We start from the raw sequence: 20063 nt of genomic DNA, 5'->3' as shown, positions 1-20063 counted from the left end.
TCTACTTCTTTACAAAAATGCAGCCCTCTTACGGCAATTGCGTCCCTAGGTTGCAATTCGCAGGCTTCTGCCTACATTTCTATTCCAATCTGATTTCCTCTCCATCACCAAACCCTTACTTCTTTGAACAGACGTGACTTCGTGGGACTATCCGGCCTGGCTACTGGAGCGTTGCTGCTACCCTCCTTTCCAGGATTCGGCGGCACGCTGGTAGACCCCGCCCAGCTGCTGGAGCAGGTGGATCCCGCCGTGAAAAAACGCCTGGCCGACGCCGCTCTAAACGCGGCCAAATCGGCCGGCGCTACCTACGCCGACGTGCGCATTGGGCGCTACCTCAACCAAAGCATCTTCACCCGCGAAAAGCAGGTCCAAAATATTGCCAACACGGAAAGCTACGGAGCCGGAGTACGCGTAATTGCTAATGGCACCTGGGGCTTTTCGGCTACCAACGTAGTAACGGAAGAGGGCCTGGCAAAAGCCGCCAAGCTGGCCGTGGAAATTGCTAAGGCCAACGCCAAGGTGCAGAAGCAGCCCGTGCAGCTGGCTCCCCAGCGCGGCTACGGGGAGGTAAGCTGGAAAACGCCCATTCAGCAGAATGCCTTTGAAGTGCCAGTGAAGGAAAAGGCCGAACTGCTGCTAGCGGCCAATGCCAAGGCCCTGGAAAACGGCGCCAGCTTCGTGAATTCTTCCTTGTTTCAAATCAACGAGCAGAAGTACTTCGCCAGCACCGACGGCTCCTACATCGACCAGGATATTCACCGCATCTGGCCTACGTTCTCGGCCACGGCCATCGACCGGGCCTCCGGTAAGTTCCGCACCCGCGATGCGCTCAGCTCGCCCATGGGCATGGGCTACGAATACATGGTGCCCAAGGCTGTTGATAAGATTGCCGGCCCCAGCGGTACGGGCCTCATCGGCTACAAGAACAGCTACGATATTCTGGAAGATGCCACTTTGGCGGCCCAGCAAGCCAAAGCTAAGCTCACGGCCAAGTCGGTAACGGCGGGCAAGTACGACCTGGTGCTGGACCCAAACCACCTGGGCCTTACCATTCACGAAAGCATCGGCCACGCGACGGAACTCGACCGGGTGCTGGGCTACGAGGCCAACTACGCCGGCACCAGCTTCGCCACCTTGGAATGGAAAGCTAAAAACCTGCCCTACGGCTCAAAAGTGGTCAACATTGTGGCCGATAAGACCCAGGTGGGCTCTCTAGGCGCAGTGGGCTACGACGATGAGGGCGTGAAAACCGGGCAGTGGGATATCATCAAGGAAGGCAAGCTGGTAGACTACCAGAAAATCCGTGACCAAGCCGCCATTGTGGGCCAAGACCACTCCGACGGGTGCTGCTACGCCCAGTCGTGGCAGGATGTGCAGTTCCAGCGCATGGCCAACATCAGCCTCAAGCCCGGCACGCAGAAAATGAGCGTCGACGACATGATTAAGGGCGTGGACAAGGGCGTTTACATTGCTGGCCGGGGCTCTTTCTCTATCGACCAGCAGCGCTATAACTTTCAGTTTGGCGGCACGGTGTTCTACGCCATTGAGAAAGGCAAGATTGCCGGGATGCTGGAAGATGTGGCCTACCAGGCCAATACCCAGGAGTTCTGGAACAGCTGTGCCGCCACCTGCGACCAGTCGGACTACCGCCTGTTCGGCTCTTTCTTCGACGGTAAAGGCCAGCCCAGCCAAGTATCGGCCGTGAGCCACGGCTCCGCTACTACCCGCTTCAACGCCGTCAACGTCATCAATACTGCCCGCAAAATCGGCTAGGACTGCGCAAGCCGCCCTTCCAGTAGAAATCAGCACAGCAACTTATATGGCAATCCTTTCTAAAGACGAAGCTCAGAACATCCTGAAAAAGGTGCTGAGCTTTAGCACCGCCGACGAGTGCGAGGCCACGCTTAACGGCCAAATTGGTGGCAACGTGCGCTCGGCCCGTAACGCCATCAGCACCAGCGGCGGCGTTGATAACGTAGCCCTCACCGTAGAATCTCGCTTCGGCAAGCGGAGCGGGGTAGCTACCTGTAACCAGTTCGACGATGCCACCCTGCGCCGCTGCGTGCAGCGGGCCGAGGAAATTGCCCGCCTTGCCCCGGAGAGCCCCGAATACATGCCCTTGCTAGGCCCCCAGCAGTACCTAGAGTCACCCAAGTCGTTTACCGCTAGCACAGCAGGCATCACGCCCGACTACCGCGCCAAGCAGGTAGGGGCCAGCATGCAGCTCTGCGACCAGAAGAAGCTCACGTCGGCAGCCTTCCTCAACGACTCGTCGGGCTTTATAGCGAAGCGCAACAACAAAGGACTGGAAGCTTACCAACAACTTACCAATTTGGAGTTCAGCATTACGGTGCGCACCCCGGATGGTACCGGCTCAGGCTACGCTACCGCCGACTACAACGACGCCAGCAAGTTCGACGCGACGCGCCTTACGCAAATTGCGGCCGATAAAGCGGCCGGTTCGGTAAACGCGAAGGCTCTGGAACCCGGCAAATACACCGTGATTCTGGAACCCGCCGCCCTAGTAGCCAACACCGATGCCTCTCTGCTCCAGGCCCTCATGAGTGCCCTCGACGCGCGCAACGCCGACGAAGGCCGCTCCTTCCTGAGCAAGAAGGGTGGTGGCAACCGCAAGGGTGAAAAGCTGTTCGATGAGCGCGTAACCATCTACTCCGACCCAACCAACGCCGACGTGGCCGACCTGACGTTCTCAGGTGATGGTCGCCCGCAGAAAAAGGTGACTTGGATTGAAAAGGGCGTAGTGAAAAACCTGTACACTACCCGCTACTGGGCCCAGAAAAACAACATCCCCGACCTGCCCCGCCCCGGCGGCTGGATTATGGAGGGCGGCACCCAAAGCACCGCCGACCTTATCAAGAGCACCCAGCGCGGCATTTTGGTAACGCGCCTGTGGTACATCCGCCCAGTAGACCCGCAGACGCTGCTCTACACTGGCCTCACCCGCGACGGTACATTCTATATTGAGAATGGCAAGATCAAGCACCCAGTGAAAAACTTCCGCTTCAACGAGTCGCCCATTATCATGCTCAACAACCTGGAAGCCATTGGCAAGCCCGTGCGGGTAGGTGGCAACCTGGTGCCCCCGCTCAAGATTCGGGACTTCACCTTCACTAGCCTTTCCGACGCAGTCTAGAACTGCCCTTCCTCGTACTGCGCCGCAGCTGAGGTAGCTTCCTTGAGCAGAAGCTTAGCTGCGGCGCAGCACGCGGAGCGGCACTTTCTTCTTCCACTTCCAATCTTCCGATACTGTGAAAAGACGTGACTTTGTGGGCCTGACGGGCCTAGCCACCAGCGCCTTGTGGCTGCCTTCCCTGCCCAGCTTCGGCGGCACCGAAGTGGACCCTGCCCACCTACTGCAAGGAGGCGCAGATGTAGCCGTGAAAAAGCGCCTGGCCGACGCTGCTCTGAACGCGGCCAAAGCCGCCGGCGCTACCTATACCGATGTGCGCATTGGGCGCTACCTCAACCAAGGCATTTTCACCCGCGAAAAGCAGGTCCAAAATATTGCCAACACGGAAAGCTACGGCGCGGGCATCCGCGTAATTGCCAACGGCACCTGGGGCTTTGCTTCTACCAACGTGGTGACGGAGGCTGGCATGGCTAAGGCGGCGCAGCTAGCAGTAGAAATTGCCAAGGCAAACTCCAAAACCCAAAAGGAAAAGGTGCAGCTAGCCCCCCAGCGCGGCTACGGAGAAGTGTCGTGGAAGGCTCCTATTCAGCAAAATGCCTTCGAGGTGCCCATCAAAGACAAGGTGGATTTGCTGCTAGCTACCAATGCTAAGGCCCTGGAAAACGGTGCCAGCTTTGTGAATTCGGTGCTGTTTCAGGTAAACGAGCAGAAGTACTTCGCCAGCACCGACGGCTCCTACATCGACCAGGATATTCACCGCATTTACCCCACGTTCAGCGTGACGGCCATCGACCGGGCTTCGGGCAAGTTCCGCTCCCGTCAGGCCCTGAGCGCGCCCATGGGCCTGGGCTACGAGTACCTCACGCCCAAAGCCGCCGATAAAATAGCGGGCCCCGCTGGCTCCGACGTTATTGGGTACAAGAACAGCTACGACATTCTGGAAGACGCCGCCCGCGCCGCTAAGCAGGTAAAGGAAAAGCTCACGGCCAAGTCGGTGACGCCCGGTAAGTACGACCTGGTGCTGGATCCGCACCACCTGGGCCTTACCATTCACGAGTCGGTAGGACACCCCCTGGAACTCGACCGGGTGCTGGGCTATGAAGCTAACTACGCCGGCACCAGCTTCGCCACCCTAGAGTGGAAGGCTAAGAACATTCCGTATGGCTCGAAGGTAGTCAACATTGTGGCCGACAAGCTGCAGCCCGGTTCCTTGGGCGCAGTGGGCTACGACGATGAGGGCGTGAAAACCAAGGAGTGGAACCTGATTGAGCAAGGCAAGCTGGTGAACTACGAGAAGATTCGTGACCAAGCACACATTGTAGGTCAGACCGAATCGGACGGGTGCTGCTACGCGCAGTCGTGGCAGGATGTGCAGTTCCAGCGCATGCCCAATGTAAGCCTCAAGCCCAGCGCGCAGAAAATGAGCGTGGATGATCTGGTAAAAGGCGTAGACAAAGGCATCTACATTGCCGGCAACGGCTCCTTCTCCATCGACCAGCAGCGCTACAACTCGCAGTTTGGCGGGCAGGTATTCTACGCCATTGAGAAAGGTAAGATTGCCGGGATGCTGGAAGACGTGGCCTACCAGACCAACACGCTAGAATTCTGGAACAGCTGCGCCGCCACCTGCGACCAGTCGGACTACCGTTTTGCGGGCTTCTTCAACGACGGCAAGGGCCAGCCCAGCCAAAGCTCCGCCGTGAGCCACGGCTCCGCTACTACCCGCTTCAACGCCGTCAACGTCATCAATACTGCCCGCAAAATCGGCTAGCTATTTCTACCGCTCTTTCCGGGCAGGACCAGGGTTTGGGTTGATTAGCAGTAATGCTCCCGAATTGCTGGCCCGGCCGGAAAGACGAGTAGAAAGCTGGGTTCTGTTCATCTCAAAAATCGGCTCCTCAATTCCATGCCCATTCTCTCCAAAGACGAGTCTCAGGCTATCCTGAAAAAGGTGCTGAGCTTCAGCACCGCCGATGAGTGCCAAGCCAGCCTGAGTGGTCGTACGGTAGGCAACATCCGCTACGCCCGCAACAACGTGAGCACGGCCGGCGTGTCCGACAACGTGTCGCTGGCGGTGGAAGCACGCTTCGGCAAGCGGAGCGGGGTAGCTACCTGCAACCAGTTCGATGATGCCACCCTGCGCCGCTGCGTGCAGCGGGCCGAGGAAATTGCCCGCCTTGCCCCGGAAGACCAGGAGTACATGCCCCTGCTAGGGCCTCAGCAGTATCTTACGCCCGTGAGCTACGCAACCAGTACCGCTGCCATCAGACCCGACTTCCGGGCTCAGGCCGCCGCCGACAGCATTGCGCTTAGCTCAAGCAAGCAGCTGACGGCCGCGGGCTATTTAGAGGATGGCGCCTACTTCCAGGCGCTACGCAACAACAAGGGGTTGGAGGCCTACCAGCAAAGTACTGGCTTAGATTTCTCCGTGACTGTGCGTACGCCCGATGGCACCGGCTCCGGCTACGCCGTGGCCGATTTTACCGACGCCACTAAGTTTAATGCCAAAAACTTAACCCAGATTGCGGCCGATAAAGCAGCTGGTTCGCGCAATGCCAAGGCCTTGGAGCCCGGCAAGTACACCGTGATTCTGGAGCCCGCCGCCTTGGTGTCGGATGAAGGGCTGCTCAATAACCTGGTGTACAACTTTGGAGCCCGTGAGGCCGATGAAGGCCGCTCCTTCCTGAGTAAGAAGGGCGGCGGCAACCGCAAGGGCGACAAGCTATTCGACTCGCGCATCAGTATCTACTCCGACCCTCTAAACGCTCAGGCCCCAGGCTCAGTGTTCGATGGAGAAGGCCTACCCGTAAAGCGCATCAACTGGGTAGAAAAGGGCGTGGTGAAGAACTTGTACTATTCCCGTTACTGGGCTCAGAAAAACGGCGTGGAGCCCACGGCATTTGCTGGCAACTTCATCATGGAAGGGGGCACTCAAAGCACCGCCGACCTTATCAAGAGCACGGCCAAAGGCATTTTGGTAACGCGCCTGTGGTACATCCGCGACGTAGACCCGCAGACGCTACTTTACACTGGCCTCACTCGCGACGGCACGTTCTACATTGAGAACGGCAAGATCAAGTTCCCCATCAAGAACTTCCGCTTCAATGAGAGCCCCGTGATTATGCTCAACAACATTGAAGCCATTGGCCGCCCTCAGCGCCTAGGCGGCAACCTGGTGCCCCCGCTGAAAATCCGGGACTTCACCTTCACTAGCCTCTCCGACGCGGTGTAAGCAACGGTGCATAATACAGCAAAAGCCTTGCCTGGTTAACCAGGCAGGGCTTTTGCTATTGAAGCTACGGGACAGATGGTTATTTGGAACCAAATAGGTAGCCGACAGAAAACTCTACTACGCGATTGTGCAAGCCACCAATATCCAGATAGTCACGCAGTTGCTTTTGCGACTCATCGTTATTAATGTCCGTTACTCCATAGTTGAGGCGCGCCGAGAGTAGCAACCCATTTTTCAGGTCAGCTCCCAGGCCGGCACACAGGGCCACGTCACCTTTGTAGTTGTCTTTCACGTCGACATCTTCCGTGCGGAAGCCGCTGCCGTTGGAACTTGCGTAGTAGCCCACCTGGCCTTCCCGCTGAGCAGCCAGCAGCAGCCCAAACTGCGGCCCTACCTGCAGATTGACTACGTTGCCCAGATAGATTTTTGCCAACACCGGAATGTTTAGGTAGGAGAGTTTGGTTTTGTTCTCAAGCGCCACTCCTGGCCCTACGGGAATCTCATTATTGGAGCCTTGCTGGGAGTATACCAGCTCTGGCTGCAGGGCAAAATGCGCAGTAGGGCGCCACCGTAGTACGCCCCCAAAGTGAAACCCAGGCTTAAACTTGGTGTCTTGATTGATGCTGCCATCTAGCACAGCGAGGTTTAGGCCGGCTTTTGCGCCCACCTGAACTCCCGTTTGAGCCCAGCAAGCCACTGTAGAACTAAATAGCAACCCGAATACAAGCGTAAATTTTTGCATAAAACGAAGAAGTGAAACTGAAATTTGTCGCAAGCACGACATTTGTTTCAGTCTCACCAAACCATTTCGGGTACAAGCTGGCAGTTTAGTTGCCGAACTGGAAAGCCAAGTATCCTTGCACAACCCGGTTGCGCAGGCGGGGGTCGTTGGTTCCGGTCACACTTTTCACGTCGTTGATGTCATTGACCCCGGCATTGAACCGAGCACCCAGCAGCACGCTGCCCAGCTTTAAGCCGGCTCCCGCGCACAAGCTCACGTCGCCCTTTTTGTAGCTGCTATAGGGGCCGTTGCCACTGGATGAGGCACTCACGCCACCATCGGCTTTTTCTGAGAGAAGCACGCCAAACTGGGGGCCGGCTTCCACGAATACTGGCCCCAGCGTCACTTTGGCCAGGATGGGCACGTTGAGGTAGTGCAGCTTCGTATCGTAGTTGCCGAGGGCATCTTTAAATGAGCTACCCTGCAATGAATACAACACTTCGGGCTGAATAGACAGCGGCCCCAGCACTTTGGCTTGGTACAGCAGGCCCACGTGGTAGTAGGTCTTGTAGTCGGTGGACGTGGAGCCTAAGTTTTCACCATCCAGCACGGCGGCATTAATACCGGCTTTCACTCCGAGCTGAGCGTGCGCGGCGCCAGCTACTAAGAGCGACGGCAATAGGAGAAGCAATTTTTGTTTCATAGTTGCAGGTAGTCAAGTATTTCTGTAGTACAACAGGTGTACGTGTCAAACGCAGAAATACGCGCCTAGTATATAGCTGCAGCAGGCGCCACCTGAAATTCCCCACCCAGCCCAACGCTAGTTTTTCTTGATTCCTGGCTGGGTAAGCCACCCTAGCAGTGCAAATTGCGTCCTTCCCCTGCTGCCCTCCGAACCTCTATCTTTTTACCGTGCCCGCACCGTTTACGTTTGTACGCCTGCAATACCGCTCCGGCGACTGGGATGCCGTGGATGAGCGGATGCCGGCCAACTTGCTGCACTCCTTGGTGCAGTATACCAAAGTACCCGTTGACCCCAAAGAGAAAGTAGTAGCGCTCGACTCTCCCGAGCTGTTCCGCTACCCCTTCTGCTACCTCTCCGGGCACCGCCTAGTGCAGTTTTCGGCGGCGGAAAAGAAAAACTTCGAGCAGTATGTGCGCGGCGGGGGCTTCGTATTCGTGGACGACTGCAACCACGATATAGATGGACTATTTGCCCGTTCTTTCGAAGAACAGATGCGGGTTAGTTTCGGGGCGGGTGCTTTAAAGAAGCTACCCAAGACCCACCCCATCTACTCTCAGTTTTTTAAGTTTCCAGAAGGCCCTCCCAATACCGGCTTCGAGCTCAATGGCTGGGGCGACGACCTGGTGCACGACTACCTGAAAGGCATCGAAATCAACGGGCGGCTAGCCGTGCTCTATTCCAACAAAGACTACGGCTGTGAATGGGACTATGACTTCCGCAACAAGCGTTTTCTGGCCGAGGACAACACCAAATTTGGAGTCAATATCATTCTGTACGCCCTCACGGCCTAGTTGGCAGCTTAGAAGCGGTAGCCTAGGCTAATGCGACCGTCGAATACCGATCTGTTTCGCTCGTAGTAGGTTTTCTCTTGATAGTAGCCGCCAGGTGCGGCGCTGGTGTGCACAGGATTTACCCGGGCCCACGTCATTATACCGCCCGATACATCGAGCAGGAGACGACGGCGCACCCCAAGCGGTACTTGGGCTCCAAGTAACACGCCGGCCCCGGCCAATTTGTGCGTTTCCACGGGGATGTAGTAGAATTGCTGCCGCACATATCGGTAGCTGATGGTAGGGGCAGCATACAGGCCCGCTAGGCCCCGCTGGTGCCGCTGACAGTAGTAGTAGCGGCCTTGCAAAGCCAGGCCGCTTGTGCGCTCATCGGGCGTGCCCCCGTGCACCAGCACCTCGGCATTGGCACTGGTGCGCTGCCCTAGCTGCCGCTCATAGCCCACTAGCACCGGCAGCAGTACCCGGGGCTGACTAGTAAGCGCATTGTAGGCAACGTTGCGGGCCAGCACGCCACCCAGGTCCAGACGAACAGCGTTGCGGTAGCTAAGGGGCGCTTGGAGAGTAGTGTCCGGGGTGGTTTGAGCGCGGGCAACCGGACTCAGAAAAGCCGCCAGAACGGCTGGCATCAGGAAGCGGAGCAGGCGGCAAGTGCAGGAGCAATTGTGTATCATGGCCCGAAGTAGATACTTGCACCGGCGGCTGGCAAACCACTCTGCCCGTCAATCAGACTTTAGCTTCTAAAGAAAAATGCGGCAAATTCATTTTTCTAAGCATCCTTACTTTGGTATAGCTGACTTTATCTTACGCGCATCTTCCTCTTCCACACAACGCCCGAGTCAGTGACCGAACAAGACGTTACTCGCCTACTTCAGAAGCTTCCCCAACTCAAACAGGAAATCAGCAAGGTCATTGTGGGCCAGCAGGAGGTGCTGGATGAAGTGCTGGTGGCACTGCTAGCCGGTGGCCACGCCCTATTAGAAGGCGTGCCGGGCCTGGCCAAAACCTTGCTGGTACGCACCCTGGCCCAGGCCACCGACTTGCCCTTCCGCCGCATCCAGTTCACCCCCGACCTGATGCCCACCGACATTCTGGGCACGGAGGTGCTGGAGGAAGACCACGGCACTGGGCACCGCTCCTTCAAATTTAATGAGGGTCCCATCTTTGCGAGCTTGGTGCTGGCCGACGAAATCAACCGTACGCCTCCTAAAACCCAGGCGGCACTGCTTGAGGCTATGCAGGAAGGCCATGTAACGTACGCCGGCCAGGAACATGCCTTGCCAAAGCCCTTCTTCCTGCTGGCCACGCAAAACCCCATTGAGCAAAGCGGAACCTACCCCCTCCCCGAGGCCCAGCTCGACCGTTTTTTGCTTTACATCCGCATTGGCTATCCCACCGAGCAGGAAGAACTAGCGGTGCTGAGCGGCACTACCGGCAATGCGCGCCCCGAGGTGCGACCAGTACTGGGCGGCGAGGAAATCCGGCAGCTACAGCAGCTCACCCGCCAAGTCAGCATTAGTCCGGAGCTATTGGGCTTCGTGAACCGGCTGGTGCGCGCTACCCGCCCGGCTACTTCCGACGTACAGTTCATTCGGGACTACGGGCGCTGGGGGGCGGGCCCCCGGGCTGGGCAGGCGCTTATTTTGTGCGCCAAGGCCAGAGCCTTGCAGCTCGGCCGCTTTGCCGCTACGGTGGAAGATTTGCACGCGTTGGCTCCCGCTGTGTTGCGCCACCGCGTGCTGCTGAACTTTAACGCCGAGGCCGAAAGCCTCACCCCAGATGATGCGGTACGGGAACTGCTCAAGGCCGTGCGGGTCTAGCGCGCTTGCCCACAGCGCCTGCTATCTGCTTCCGCAAGCGAAGAGAAGGAGGTACTGCTAGCTCAACTTGCATGCTACGGCTGGCACCTGCTTCTACTGGCATTTTCCTACTGCCCCCCAGCACCCAACCACTGATTGTTACTCGCCGATGCTGACGCCCGAACATCTTCATGCGCTGCGCAACCTCCCGCTGGCGGCCCGGCAGGCGGCTGAGGGCCTGTTGCACGGGGCTCATGCCAGCCGCCGAAAGGGCGCCGGCATGGAGTTCAGCCAGTATCGGCCTTACCAGCCCGGCGACGATTTACGTCGCCTCGACTGGCGCTTAGCGGCGCGCTCAGATCGGTACTACCTGCGGGAATCGGAAATAGATACCAGCCTGACGGTACACCTAGTGCTGGATGCTACCGCCAGCATGAACCACCAGGACGACAATGGCCTCAGCAAGCTCGATTACGCCCGTTTGCTGTGCGCGGCGCTGGCCTACGTAGCTACGCAGCAGGGCGATGCCGTGGCGCTTACGGTGCTGCATCCGGCGGGCCTACAGCACCTGCCCCCGCGCGCCGACCCGCGCCAGCTGCCGCGCCTCTACCACATGCTGGAAACCCTACGCGCCGAGGGCACCTTCCCCGACCGGAGTACGCTGGCTCCCCTCACGGCCCGCCGCCAACCCGGGCTCATTATTTGTCTAAGCGACTTGTATGAGGAGCAGGATGAGATTATGCGGCTCCTAACGCGGCTACGTGCCGCCTCCGGCGACGTGCTGCTATTGCACTTGCTAGCGCGCAACGAACTGGAGTTTTCATTTCGCGGGGCCGTCACGTTTCAGGACTTGGAAACGGGCCGCACCCTTCAGCTTGATGCCGACCAGCAGCGTAGCGCCTGGCAAACTCACCTGCACGAATGGCTGCGCAGCACGGCTACCGCCACCCGCCGCCAAGGATTCGACTACTACCAGCTGAGTACTGCCGAACCCCTGGACCGCGCCCTGCGGGAGTTTCTACGACAACGCACCACCCGCATGGCCTGAACCTTAGCCTAAAAAGCGGTCCGTACCACGCAGCTTTCCTGCCACGAAGAACGACTTTTTGTTTCCACGCTTAACTGCCTGAGCTCTTTGCCTGCCTTCTTCCTCCAACACGCTACTGCCGGAGTGCTGGCCCTACTGGGGTTGGCTGTGCCAGTGGCTATTTACCTCTGGAACAGGCGCCCCGGCCGGGTAGTGCAGGTGGGCAGCTTACGGTGGCTGGAAACAGGCGCCAACCGCCGCTTACGTAGCCTCAAGCCTGAGGGGCTGCTACTGCTGCTGGTACGAGCAGCCATTGTGGGGCTGCTGGCCTTGGCCCTAGCTTACCCAAGCTGGCAAGCGGCAGCTCCTGCCCCTCGTGGTCAGGTGTTACTCAGCCCTGATGCTTCCGCGGAGGCACTTAGCTCGCTTCAGCCTACCATCGACTCCCTTCGCCGCCGTGGGTACGAGCTGCGGGAACTGCGGCCGCGGCTTCCGCTACTTTCAGCCGAAGCGTGGACTGCGCGCCTGCGCGCTACCGCCCCCGACTCAGTACTTGCTACCGATGATGGAGTCCCGAACGTGTGGGCGCAGGTACGCCAAGCGGCCGACTCCTTCCCCAACCGCCCCCTGGTAGTGGTAGCCCCACTGCTGATGCGCAACTTCCGGGGCACCCGGCCCGCACTACCCGCCAACGTAACTTGGCACCCTGTGCCGCCTTCCACCGATTCTGCCACGTGGCTGCTAGCGGCCTACCAGCCCCACCCAGATAGCATAGTACTAGTGCTGGCCCACGGCTCCGAAACTGCGGTGCGCGTACGCCCCCTGCGGTTGCGGCGCCCTCTGGCCGAAACAATTCTCCCCATATTACCAGCGCCAACGCAGGTTACCTACCAGCCCAAGGCCGGGCAACCGCGCATACGGGTAACCACGGGCTCAACTACCTATATTGTTCCCGTGCAAGCTACCACTCCACGCTGGTGGGTGAGCTACGATGCGGCTCACGCCCCCGATGCCCGCGTGTTGGGGGCTGCCCTGCAAGCGGCTGGCTCCGTGGCGCCAATACGGCCGCGCCTTACTGTTTCTACCCAGCTTCCGCCGCTTACTGATTCCCTCACGTGGCTGTTCTGGCTGCGCGACGCCCCCGTACCAGTTGCTTGGCGCCAGCGGGTGCAGCAGGGCATGCGCCTGTGGCAAGATGCCCCAGCTTCAGGTGCATCGGTGTCCACTACTTTGCCCTTCAGCAGCATACAGCCTCCCGTGCGCCTTCTGCGCCACGATACCCTGCCGCTGCACACCAGTGCGTGGGCGCTCTGGACCGATGCCCACGGAAGTCCGGCGCTTTCCGTGCAGGCAGTTGGTCGTGGTCTGCTATACCATTTGCACACCCGCCTTGCTCCTACCTGGAGTGAGCTGGCCGACTCCCCTGAGCTACCCAGCCAACTGCTCCCCCTGGTACTAGCGCCCCCCGCCACCAGCACAAACTCCCTTGACCCACGCCAGCTAGATCCCACGCAACTCATTGGCAACCAACTAACACCATCATCGGTAGTTGCTGTCAGTAGCGCTCAGAGCGGCCCCGTGCACGACTCTACGCCCTGGGTAGTACTAGCAGCGGGCCTACTGTTTGCCGTGGAGAGGTGGCTGGCTACCCGCCGTCTTGCTCAATCCTCCGCTTCATCCGTTCCTGCCGCATGAGTAGTGTTGCGCCCCCCCCTGCTCCAGTAGCCTCCTCCGTGCTTGCCAAGCTCCACCAAAATTGGCTGCAGCGCCGGGCCTTGGCGGTGGTGCTACCCACGGTAGCGGCCTTGCTGCTGCTGGGGGTAGTAGGAGCCTACTGGCCGGCCTGGCGCTGGCTGGCGCTAGTGAGCGGGGTACTATTGCTGTGCGGGGTAGGGTGGCAACTAGCTCGCATTTTTCGCAGCCCAATAGCGGCTGCGGCCCGCCAGCTAGACCGGCGTTATCCCGACTTAGAAGATAGTACGGGCCTTCTTCTCCAACACAGCGCCGATTTCAACCTGCTGGAATCTTTGCAGCAGCAACGCACTAGCCGGCGGCTGGAGCACTTGGCGTCTGCGGGTACTCCGCTTTTACCCGTAGCGTTTAGGCAGCCTGCGTTATTGACTGCGGGCCTGTTGGTAGCCGCGGCTATTATTTGGTGGTTACGACCCTTTGGGCCGTCAGCAACGACGGAGCCAGCGGTGCAATTGCACTTCCAGGAAGCGCCGGTAGCGGGCGAAAAAGTGGTGCCAGCGCTTGTACGTAGCACCACCATTCACGTAAGCCCACCTACCTATACTCGTCAGGCAGGGTACACGGCCTCCCAGCCTTCTTTCCGCTGCCCTCAAGGCAGCCGGGTGCGCTGGGTAGTGCGCGTAAGTGGCCGTGCCGCCGCGCCCGTGTTAGAGCTAGGACCGCGCCGGCTGCCCATGAGGGCCGTGGCCGGTCAGCCGGATGCCTATGCTACGGAAGCGGACGTAACATCGTCTGCTCTCTACCGGGTGCGCTTCGCGGGGAAAGTTTCCGATGATTACGCTATTGATGTCCAGGCCGACCAAGCCCCCACGCTGCGGTTGCTCACACCCAAGGCGTACACGCTGGTGGAGTTTGGGCACCCGCCTCAAGTGGCGGTGCGCGTGGCGCTCGGCGACGACTATGGCCTGACTCGCGCCCGCCTAGTAGCCACCGTTGCTCAGGGCCAAGGCGAGGCCGTCAAGTTTCGGGAAGTAGCCACCGACCTCAGCGCTGGGCTGGGCGGCGCTCAGCCTACACGCGCTACGCTACAGCACGTGTTGCGCCTACCAGTCCTGGGCCTAACATATGGCGACGAAGTATACTTCTACATTCAGGCCTGGGACAACCACCAACATTCTACCCGCTCCGACACCTACCTGGTGCAGTGGGAGGACACTGCGGCTACGAGCAGCACTCTCGATGCCTCATTGGGCGTTAATACTGCTCCGGCTTACTTTCGCAGTCAGCGCCAAATCATCATTGACACGGAAAAGTTGGTGGCCGAACAACCCCGCTTGGCTGCCGCTACCTTACTAGAGCGGGCCAACACCATTGGCTTCGACCAGAAGGTGCTCCGCCTGCGCTACGGCAAGTTTTTAGGCGAGGAAGGTGACCATGGTCTCGGGGAAGGAAACCACCCACCCGTAGCGGAGGAGACGCCAGAAGAAGCACCGGGCCTGGGCTCCGTGGTAGCCGAAGACCACGCAGAGCCCGCCACCGCCGACCATGCTGCCGAAGAACACACGGCCGATGATGGTCACGACCACGGCCACACCCTACCCGACCCCAATGCTCCGGCGGGTACCGAAGCCACGGCCGCACTGATGGAAGCCTACATTCACCGTCACGACGACTCTGAAACTGCCGATTTCCTGGAGCCCGCCGTGAAAGCCAAGCTACAGGGCGTACTAAGCCAGATGTGGGAAGCCGAGTTACGCCTGCGTACCGGTCGCCCCAAAGAAGCATTGCCGTTTGAGTACCGAGCCCTGCGCCTGCTCAAGCAGGTACAGCAGCAAACCCGTGCCTACGTGAAAAAAGCCGGGTTTACGCCCCCACCCATGCCCGAAGCTACCACCCGCCTCACGGGTGATTTGGCCGGTACGCAGGCGCCCCGACGGCAGCAGCAAGTAGCTACCCCAGCAGCACTACCTACCGTGCGCGAGGCTTTGCAGCACATGAGCCGCCTGCGCCAAGGTCAGGCCGTACCAAGCACCGCCGCCGCTACCCTCGACCGTGCTGGCACTGAGCTGACACGGGCAGCCCTGCAGCAGCCCGGCCGCTACCTTACCGCCCTCCGCGCTCTGCGTGACATTAGTGGGGCATTGCGGGCTGGCCGCGCAGTTCCCGTGCCAGCCCTGCCGCTAGCAGAACGAGCCCTGACAGATTTGCTCCCCCCTACTCCTCCCGCCCCCCAGCGCCGCGCCCCTGCCGACCGACTAGCCCGGCGCTACTTCCAAGCACTGGAGGCAACAAGCCGCTAACGATGCTGCTGTTGCCTTCACCCCCTTCGCTCTAGCTCCTGACTCTGTGCTGCTTTTAACCCCTTCCGTTTCTGCTACATATCCGTTAGTCTTCTGGCTAGTATTAGGGCTATGCTTGCTCTTGACTGTAGGGCTCATCCGAGCGGCCTGGCGGCGCCCTGATACCCGGTGGCGCTACGGCAGGCTGCTGGCCGGACTACTCGCGGGAGCAGGTCTGTGGCTGCTGGCGTTTCCGCCCACGCACCACGTACCCCGCGCCACCAACGAAGCCCTGGTACTTACGGATGGCTATTCGCCGGATACTTTGCGCCATCTGCTACGCCAGTTGGGGCCTGGCACGGCATTGTGGCGCTACCCCGCTACCGCTTCTCCCGATACCCCCGCACTTACTAACCTGGCCGTTTTGCGCCACCAAGTGCCGGCCCTACGCCAAGTGCACGTACTAGGCCAGGGGCTTCCGGCCGCAGATTTACCCGACCTAGGCACTATACAACTTATCACCCACGGAGCCAAGCCGGGGGCGGGTTTTCGCCATGCTACCTGGGCCCGGCGCCCAGAGGTAGGGCAACCCTGGGTGGCAGAAGGGTGGTTCGATAACATTGGCCTGCCGGCGGGGCCTGTGTGGGTGCGCCTGCGCGCGGCAGGCGCCCTGCGCGACTCGGTGCAGCTTCCTACGGGCAAAGGGTCTTTTCGCGTCAGCTTCCGCCCCAAAACGCCGGGGCAGGCAGTGTACGAACTAGACGCCCGCCCCTCAGCACAAGCCAGCCAGCTACAAACAGAGCCTCTACCAGTAGAAATACTTCCTAGCCGCCCCTTGCGCGTGCTGCTACTGGCCGCTACTCCGTCGTTTGAGTTTCGCTTTCTTAAAAACTACCTGGCAAAGCAGGGGCACGCCGTGAGCTTGCGCACGGGCCTGAGCCGCGGCCTTACCCAAACCGAGTTCTTGAATCAAAAGGCGGCTGATCTGACTCGTCTGAACGCCTCCCTGCTTAGCCATACCGACGTAGTAGTAGCCGATGCTGCTAGCGTATCAGCTTTGTCGGGGGCCGAAGCTGGTGCGCTTCGTGCCGCCCTGCAAGAAGGCCAAGCAGGTGTGCTACTCCTGGCTGATAGCCCTACCCTGCCACGGGCGTTACCAGCCCGCTCTGCGTTTGCGCTAGAAATGCGCTTTGGTGCAGCCGCCCAACAGCCTCAAGTTGTACGCTGGGCCGGAGCCACCGACCGCGCTACGGCGCTAGTACCCGCCTTGCTTCGTTCTACTTCCGCCGCTAAATCCCTGGTAACCACCACGCAGAACCAAGCGGTGGCTGCTGCCCGCCGCGTTGGGCAGGGGCAAGTTGTGGTGACTACGCTCACCGAAACGTTCCCGTGGATGTTGCAGGGCAATGCCACCACGTACGGTGCCTATTGGAGCCAGCTCCTATCGGCCGCGGCTCCTACTCTTTCTCCAACGGGTACTATCACCGCGGAGCAAGCCTGGCCGCGGCCCAACGCGCCACTAACCCTGCGCCTGAGCGGCACCACACAGGCCCTTGTAGTAACCCCTCCAGGGGGCCAGCCGGTGCGCGTGGCTCCGCACCAAGATGTGCACATACCAGATTGGGCAACAGCTACTTATTGGCCTACTACCAGTGGCTGGCACCGTTTCAGCAGCGGAGCTGCTACCTCGTGGGTGTACGTGTATAGCCCCACCCAATGGATGACCCCGCACTTACAAACTCAGCAGGCCGCCGCCGCCGCTTGGGCGGCTCAGCCTACGCAGGTTTCTAATGCGGTTCTTCCGGCCTCTACTACCTCAGTACCCTGGTCTCGGTGGTGGGGCTTTGTGCTGTTTCTACTCGGCGCAGGCTTCTTATGGTTGGAGGAGAAACTCTAACGGGTCAGCCCCTGCTAATCTCACCCATCGGCCTTTTTCCTGTTGCGTACGTAGTCAGAAGCATGCTGCCTTCGCTTTGCTTGCCTGAAAACTTCGCACGGCTAGTGGTAGCTAAAAGTTGAGCCCGCATCTTACGGCTTGCCGCCAACAAAACCCAACAACACCAGCCGCGTATGCGTGTGCTACTATGCCATGCAGAAGGCTGGTGCCGCCGTTTTATACGCAAAAAGGCCTGAGTTCCGTTGAACAGAACCCAGGCCTTCAAGTAGCACGCTGGCATACGCCAGCGCGTGATTACTTCTGCTCAGTCGTCGTCGTGGTAGTCGACTCCGTAGTAGCGGGAGCAGCGGTGGTAGCAGCATCAGCAGCGGTAGAGTCGCCAGCAGGAGCAGCTACAGCAGTGGTATCCGTGGTAGCAGGAGCAGTTTCTACAGTGCTAGCCTCAGTGGTGGTAGTGGTTTCTTCAGCCGTCTTGTTCTCGCCGCAAGAAGCGAGGGTAGCAGCGAATACAACAGCCAGAGCGGATACCTTCAGGAGGTTCTTCATTTTTGGTAGTAGGTTTGAAAAAATTAGTCCGAAAAACGTCCTTGATACCTACTTGGATGAATGGTAACCCAACTGTAGAAAATATTTTTTTACCGGGTTACCAACCGGACGGCAACGTATTAATAAGCAAAGCGAATGGGTAAGGGACAACCTTCCTACACCGATGAGGAGTTTGTGGCGGCTATCCGCCACGGCGACGACCGGGCGCTGGCGCAGCTCTACCGGCTGCACTTCCCCATGATTTCGCACTACGTGCTGCAAAACAGCGGCACCGACGACGAAGCAAAGGACGTGTACCAAGAGGGCGTAATGGTATTCTATGAGAAGGTACGCGACGGCTCCTTGGAACTGAGCTGCCAGATCAAAACGTACCTCTACGCCGTGTGCCGCCGCTTGTGGCTGAAACGTCTTACCGAGAAAACCCGCTTTGGCGGCCGCCTCGATGACCATGAGCCTTTCCTCGAAACCGGCGCCGAGGCCGACTTGGAGCTGGCCGAAGAGCGCGACCGGCGCTTCGCCACTATGGCGGAGGCGCTGGACCGGATTGGAGAACCATGCCGCTCGCTTTTAGAAGGATTTTACCTGCTCGACAAGTCGATGCAGCAGCTCACGGCGGAGTTCGGCTATACCAACGCCGACAATGCTAAGAACCAGAAATATAAATGTCTGGTGCGCCTCAAGAAGTTGTTCTTCAACCACTATCAGGAAGAAGAGCACTACTAAGAGGCCGCGCCACCGAACCTGGCGGGACCACCCACCCGCGCTACGAAATGAAAACCGAATCTGATTATTACGCCTTATTTGATGCCTACCGCTCTGGCGAGCTGGCCGCCCCCCAGCGGGCCGACTTAGAGCATCGGTTGGCTACTGACCCCGGCTTTGCCCGCCGCCTGCAAGACTATGAGGAGCTGACGGGTACCCTGTCAGCTTACGGGCGCCGGCTGGCTACCCGCCGCAAGCTCCACGCCATTCAGGCGGAAATGGATGCCGAAGCAGCAGTACGCATCACCCCAGAGGTTGCGCAAGAATCCTTTGCTACTAGCACGGCTCCTCGCCCACTGCTGCGCATTTCACGCACGGAAGAAAAGCTGCGCACCTTCTGGCATGGTCACCGCGCTACCATGATGGTGGCAGCCTCGGTAGCGGTGCTGGCCGTATTTGCCACCTTGCTTGGGCTGGAGATGTACCGGGCGGCGCAAAACTCTTCTGGCTCTTTATATGGCTACACCGTGCTACGGCGCGAAGTAGAGCGCATCAAGCGCAACCAGCGAGCCATGAACCGGACTCTGAGCCAGGTAGATGGCAACGCGAAGCCCGAAATCATTAACCCTGGCAAGTTTAGCGGAACTGGCTTTGCCCTCACGGCAGATGGTTACTTAGTAACTAGCTACCACGTAATTCAGGGTGCCGACTCTCTGCTGATCGAGAGCCGTGACCGGCAGCGCTACCGCGCCGAACCCGTATTCACAGACGTGGCCCACGACTTGGCTATTCTGCATATTAAAGACAAAGACTTTAAGGGCTTTGGCCGCTTGCCCTACTCCTTCAAGCGGGGCCAGTCGGACTTAGGTGAGAAAGTGTATACCCTAGGCTACCCCCGCGAAGACCTCGTGTTCAACGATGGTTCGTTGAGCGCCCGTTCGGGTTTTGAGGGCGACACGGGTTTCTACCAGATTAGCATTCCCGTGAACCCCGGCAACTCGGGCGGCCCACTGCTCGACGACCGGGGCAATTTGATTGGCATTATCAGCGGCCGGCAGATGGATGTGCAAAGCGCGGCTTTTGCCACCAAGTCGTCGTATCTGATGAAACTGGTAGATTCTCTGAGTGCTGCCGGTGCCGGCCAGGCCTACAACTTACCGCGGGCCAACCAATTAGCAGGCACCTCACGTCCTCAACAAATTCGCAAGCTGCGTGATTACGTGTTCGTGGTGAAGGTGTACGAATAAGCCACTCCTAACCAAAGAGAAAGGCCTCATCCGTAGATGAGGCCTTTTTTGTTGCCTGCTACTTTCACTGTGCTCCTTAGCAGTTACAGGGTGTTGTTTAGGTAGGAGGTCATTTATCCCAGCCTTTGGCTTATGACTCGGCGCGGCCTTGTCGCAACTTATACAAGCAGAGCTATATCAAAAAGGCAGGGTTTGCCGTACACGAACTCCGGCGGCAGCGCCGCCGAATGTTCATCC

General features: G+C 59.2%; 16 protein-coding genes. 12 read left to right on the top strand and 4 right to left on the bottom strand.

Translation table 11 applies throughout. The features are described 5' to 3' along the window. The first annotated feature begins 123 nt into the window (after positions 1-123). The 4 genes from CHB83_RS15340 to CHB83_RS15325 all read left to right on the top strand — a co-directional run bounded on the left by CHB83_RS15340 (position 124) and on the right by CHB83_RS15325 (position 6383). Positions 124-1773: a TldD/PmbA family protein gene (locus tag CHB83_RS15340; RefSeq protein WP_089333248.1), complete on the top strand. Its 1650-nt coding sequence runs from the start codon at positions 124-126 to the stop codon at positions 1771-1773. A gap of 46 nt (positions 1774-1819) precedes the next feature. Then, complete coding sequence (locus tag CHB83_RS15335) at positions 1820-3154, top strand: TldD/PmbA family protein (RefSeq protein ID WP_089333247.1); 1335 nt, start codon at positions 1820-1822, stop codon at positions 3152-3154. A 115-nt stretch (positions 3155-3269) separates the two neighbouring features. After that, positions 3270-4922 carry a TldD/PmbA family protein gene (locus tag CHB83_RS15330; RefSeq protein ID WP_045687308.1) on the top strand — a complete coding sequence of 551 codons (1653 nt, stop codon included), beginning with the start codon at positions 3270-3272 and terminating at the stop codon, positions 4920-4922. Between the two features lie 135 nt (positions 4923-5057). Continuing rightward, on the top strand, positions 5058-6383 hold the full coding sequence (locus CHB83_RS15325; protein WP_045687307.1) for a TldD/PmbA family protein: 1326 nt from the start codon (positions 5058-5060) through the stop codon (positions 6381-6383). Positions 6384-6462: 79 nt separating this feature from the next. Here the strand turns inward: CHB83_RS15325 and CHB83_RS15320 are convergent, their stop codons facing one another. Both CHB83_RS15320 and CHB83_RS15315 read right to left on the bottom strand, forming a co-directional pair. Continuing rightward, a complete protein-coding gene (locus CHB83_RS15320) occupies positions 6463-7125 on the bottom strand; it encodes a porin family protein (RefSeq protein ID WP_179225540.1) in 663 nt (220 codons plus the stop codon). An 85-nt stretch (positions 7126-7210) separates the two neighbouring features. Then, complete coding sequence (locus CHB83_RS15315) at positions 7211-7807, bottom strand: porin family protein (protein WP_052695264.1); 597 nt, start codon at positions 7805-7807, stop codon at positions 7211-7213. 209 nt (positions 7808-8016) lie between these two features. Here CHB83_RS15315 and CHB83_RS15310 point away from each other — a divergent pair, with 209 nt between their 5' ends. Next, entirely contained in the window at positions 8017-8640 is a 624-nt protein-coding gene (locus tag CHB83_RS15310) for a DUF4159 domain-containing protein (protein WP_045688878.1), read from the top strand. 8 nt (positions 8641-8648) lie between these two features. Here CHB83_RS15310 and CHB83_RS15305 read toward each other — a convergent pair whose 3' ends face one another. Further along, positions 8649-9311: a hypothetical protein gene (locus tag CHB83_RS15305; protein WP_143437148.1), complete on the bottom strand. Its 663-nt coding sequence runs from the start codon at positions 9309-9311 to the stop codon at positions 8649-8651. Positions 9312-9479: 168 nt separating this feature from the next. On the opposite strand from CHB83_RS15305, the gene CHB83_RS15300 reads away from it, so the two are divergent. The 5 genes from CHB83_RS15300 to CHB83_RS15280 all read left to right on the top strand — a co-directional run bounded on the left by CHB83_RS15300 (position 9480) and on the right by CHB83_RS15280 (position 17331). After that, a complete protein-coding gene (locus tag CHB83_RS15300) occupies positions 9480-10457 on the top strand; it encodes an AAA family ATPase (protein WP_045688876.1) in 978 nt (325 codons plus the stop codon). 148 nt (positions 10458-10605) lie between these two features. Next, a complete protein-coding gene (locus CHB83_RS15295) occupies positions 10606-11484 on the top strand; it encodes a DUF58 domain-containing protein (protein ID WP_045688875.1) in 879 nt (292 codons plus the stop codon). Positions 11485-11571: 87 nt separating this feature from the next. Next, on the top strand, positions 11572-13158 hold the full coding sequence (locus CHB83_RS15290; RefSeq protein WP_179225539.1) for a BatA domain-containing protein: 1587 nt from the start codon (positions 11572-11574) through the stop codon (positions 13156-13158). After that, positions 13155-15455, top strand: coding sequence for a DUF4175 family protein (locus CHB83_RS15285; RefSeq protein WP_089333243.1), 2301 nt, complete (start codon positions 13155-13157; stop codon positions 15453-15455). The genes CHB83_RS15290 and CHB83_RS15285 overlap by 4 nt, the downstream gene beginning before the upstream one ends. Positions 15456-15576: 121 nt before the next feature. Further along, positions 15577-17331: a hypothetical protein gene (locus tag CHB83_RS15280; protein ID WP_089333242.1), complete on the top strand. Its 1755-nt coding sequence runs from the start codon at positions 15577-15579 to the stop codon at positions 17329-17331. Between the two features lie 294 nt (positions 17332-17625). Here the strand turns inward: CHB83_RS15280 and CHB83_RS15275 are convergent, their stop codons facing one another. Beyond that, positions 17626-17877 carry a hypothetical protein gene (locus tag CHB83_RS15275; protein ID WP_045690106.1) on the bottom strand — a complete coding sequence of 84 codons (252 nt, stop codon included), beginning with the start codon at positions 17875-17877 and terminating at the stop codon, positions 17626-17628. A gap of 135 nt (positions 17878-18012) precedes the next feature. Between CHB83_RS15275 and CHB83_RS15270 the strand changes: the two genes are divergently transcribed. After that, positions 18013-18600: an RNA polymerase sigma factor gene (locus CHB83_RS15270; protein ID WP_045690105.1), complete on the top strand. Its 588-nt coding sequence runs from the start codon at positions 18013-18015 to the stop codon at positions 18598-18600. Between the two features lie 47 nt (positions 18601-18647). Then, positions 18648-19826 carry a S1 family peptidase gene (locus CHB83_RS15265; RefSeq protein ID WP_052695531.1) on the top strand — a complete coding sequence of 393 codons (1179 nt, stop codon included), beginning with the start codon at positions 18648-18650 and terminating at the stop codon, positions 19824-19826. Positions 19827-20063 lie beyond the last annotated feature (237 nt).

It is taken from the genome of Hymenobacter mucosus (assembly GCF_900188255.1).
In the GTDB taxonomy this organism is placed as follows: domain Bacteria; phylum Bacteroidota; class Bacteroidia; order Cytophagales; family Hymenobacteraceae; genus Hymenobacter; species Hymenobacter mucosus.
Note: the sequence above shows the minus strand (reverse complement) of the source record. Positions and strands in the feature narration are given on the sequence as shown.

What these genes read in the sequence shown, in the direction of transcription:
- CHB83_RS15265 (WP_052695531.1), top strand. Translation starts at nt 18,648, where the DNA reads ATGAAAACCGAATCTGATTATTACGCCTTATTTGATGCCTACCGCTCT.
- CHB83_RS15285 (WP_089333243.1), top strand. Translation starts at nt 13,155, where the DNA reads ATGAGTAGTGTTGCGCCCCCCCCTGCTCCAGTAGCCTCCTCCGTGCTT.
- CHB83_RS15315 (WP_052695264.1), bottom strand. Translation starts at nt 7,807, where the DNA reads ATGAAACAAAAATTGCTTCTCCTATTGCCGTCGCTCTTAGTAGCTGGC.
- CHB83_RS15305 (WP_143437148.1), bottom strand. Translation starts at nt 9,311, where the DNA reads ATGATACACAATTGCTCCTGCACTTGCCGCCTGCTCCGCTTCCTGATG.
- CHB83_RS15325 (WP_045687307.1), top strand. Translation starts at nt 5,058, where the DNA reads ATGCCCATTCTCTCCAAAGACGAGTCTCAGGCTATCCTGAAAAAGGTG.
- CHB83_RS15320 (WP_179225540.1), bottom strand. Translation starts at nt 7,125, where the DNA reads ATGCAAAAATTTACGCTTGTATTCGGGTTGCTATTTAGTTCTACAGTG.
- CHB83_RS15275 (WP_045690106.1), bottom strand. Translation starts at nt 17,877, where the DNA reads ATGAAGAACCTCCTGAAGGTATCCGCTCTGGCTGTTGTATTCGCTGCT.
- CHB83_RS15335 (WP_089333247.1), top strand. Translation starts at nt 1,820, where the DNA reads ATGGCAATCCTTTCTAAAGACGAAGCTCAGAACATCCTGAAAAAGGTG.
- CHB83_RS15270 (WP_045690105.1), top strand. Translation starts at nt 18,013, where the DNA reads ATGGGTAAGGGACAACCTTCCTACACCGATGAGGAGTTTGTGGCGGCT.
- CHB83_RS15295 (WP_045688875.1), top strand. Translation starts at nt 10,606, where the DNA reads ATGCTGACGCCCGAACATCTTCATGCGCTGCGCAACCTCCCGCTGGCG.